The organism is Acidobacteriota bacterium (genome assembly GCA_034211275.1).
Taxonomy (GTDB): domain Bacteria; phylum Acidobacteriota; class Thermoanaerobaculia; order Multivoradales; family JAHZIX01; genus JAGQSE01.
Genome location: JAXHTF010000385.1, coordinates 1 through 1,700 on the forward strand (window position 1 = coordinate 1; position 1,700 = coordinate 1,700).

General features: G+C 69.5%; 1 protein-coding gene. It reads left to right on the forward strand.

The window, feature by feature from the left end:
• A partial coding sequence (locus SX243_26200; protein ID MDY7096479.1) for a hypothetical protein occupies positions 1–1,700 on the forward strand: 1,700 nt, incomplete at both ends.

Genomic DNA, 1,700 nt, shown 5'->3' on the forward strand with positions numbered 1-1,700 from the left:
CGGAACCGCCGACGCCCGGGCGGTAGCCGGGGATTCTGCGAGAGAGCTCGTCTGGGTTCACACCGGCGAGGAGCTCGCCGCCTTCGGTCTCGACGGCACGCCGGTGCTCTCGGTGCCCGCGGACGCAGGGGAAGGAGGGGTCGCTCGGATGGCCATAGATCCCGAAGACGGCACGGTGTGGTTCAGCAGCGGCGAGTCCGTAGGCTCCTTGGCCCCCACCGGCCAGGCGCTCCAGGAGATTCTCCTCGCAGCGGACCTCCGAGGCCTCTTCGCCACCGAGGCCGGCCTGTGGATCGCTACCGCCGAGGCGGTCACTCTTCACGACCCGGTCACCGGCGCCGAGGTGCGCAAGCTGACCCTCGACGAGGGAGCCGAGGTGCGGGCCCTGGCGGTGGATGCCGAGAGGGTGTGGGTGGCGGCGGACGAGCAAATTCTACGATTTGTCGAAGATCCATCGGGCGAGGCGGAAGACGGCAAGCCCGGCGAGTTTGAAGACACCGGAGCGCCCACCAGCAGCTTTGCCGCTCCTGGAATCCTGGCCCTCGCTCCCGGCGGGGAAGAGACTCTCTGGATCACCGACGGCGTGACCGTCACCCGAGTCGACGCCACCGGCGAGGTCCTCACCTCGGCGCAGCCCTTCGGCCTTCCTGGCGAGGACGAGCCCGGGATCCACACCTTGGTCGCCGACGGCTATGCCGGTTCCGTCTGGGCCGTGAGCGAAACAGGCGCCGTGCGCCTCTCACCTTCCGGCTGGGAGATGGAGCGCTTCGAGCCTTCGGTGAGCTTCGGAGAGCCGGTGGCGCTGCGCGGCCTGGCCCTTGGAGCTGTACCCGAGGACACCGAAGGGCCCGAGCTGGAGATTCTCCGCCCCACCGACGGCGCCGAGCTGGAAGAGCTGCGGCCTGAGATCGAGCTCGCCTGGAGCGACCTCGGCACCGGTGTTCGGCCCGAGAGCCTCGCGCTGGCGCTCGACGGTGAGAGTTTCGACCTTCCCTGCACGGTAAATGAGTCTGGGGCCGTCTGCCGCCCGAGCCAAGACCTGGCCGAGGGCGAGCACATCCTCTCCGCCGCCGTCGCCGACCACGGCGGCGCCGAGTCGCTGCCGGCGCAGGTCGCCTTCACTCTCGTCCCGGGAGACGGTGGAGGGGACGACGACGCCGATGACGACCCCGACGGCCTCGACCCGGACCCCGGCCTCTACCAGCCGGTGGAGATCGATCGGGGCCTCCTGCCCAATCGCCCCTACCAAGGGCTCGACGGCATCGACACCATCGACCTGACCTCCGGCAACCTGGTGCTCCGGATTCCCCTCGGCCAGACCTACACCGTCGGCGACCGCCTCGCCTACAGCTTCCAGGCCGTCCACAACTCCAACACCTTCGAATCCGTCCGCCTCGACTGCGGCACCTACAACGGTCCCACCACCTGCGGCAACCTCGGCCGCGACCTGCACTTTTCCACCACCAACCTCGCCGCCAACGCCGGCCTCGGATGGGAGGTCCACTTCGGCCGGCTCTTCGCTCCCGATCCCCCCAGCCACCTGGCCTCCAACGAACGCCAGCGCTGGCCCAACGCCCAATGGACCGTCGACCCCGAGGATCAGCTCCAGCGCTGGCTCTACATCGCTCCCGACGGCGCCCAGCACACCCTCCACAACCTCCCGGACCGCATCAGCAGCTCCACCCATGGGCCGGTGCGAT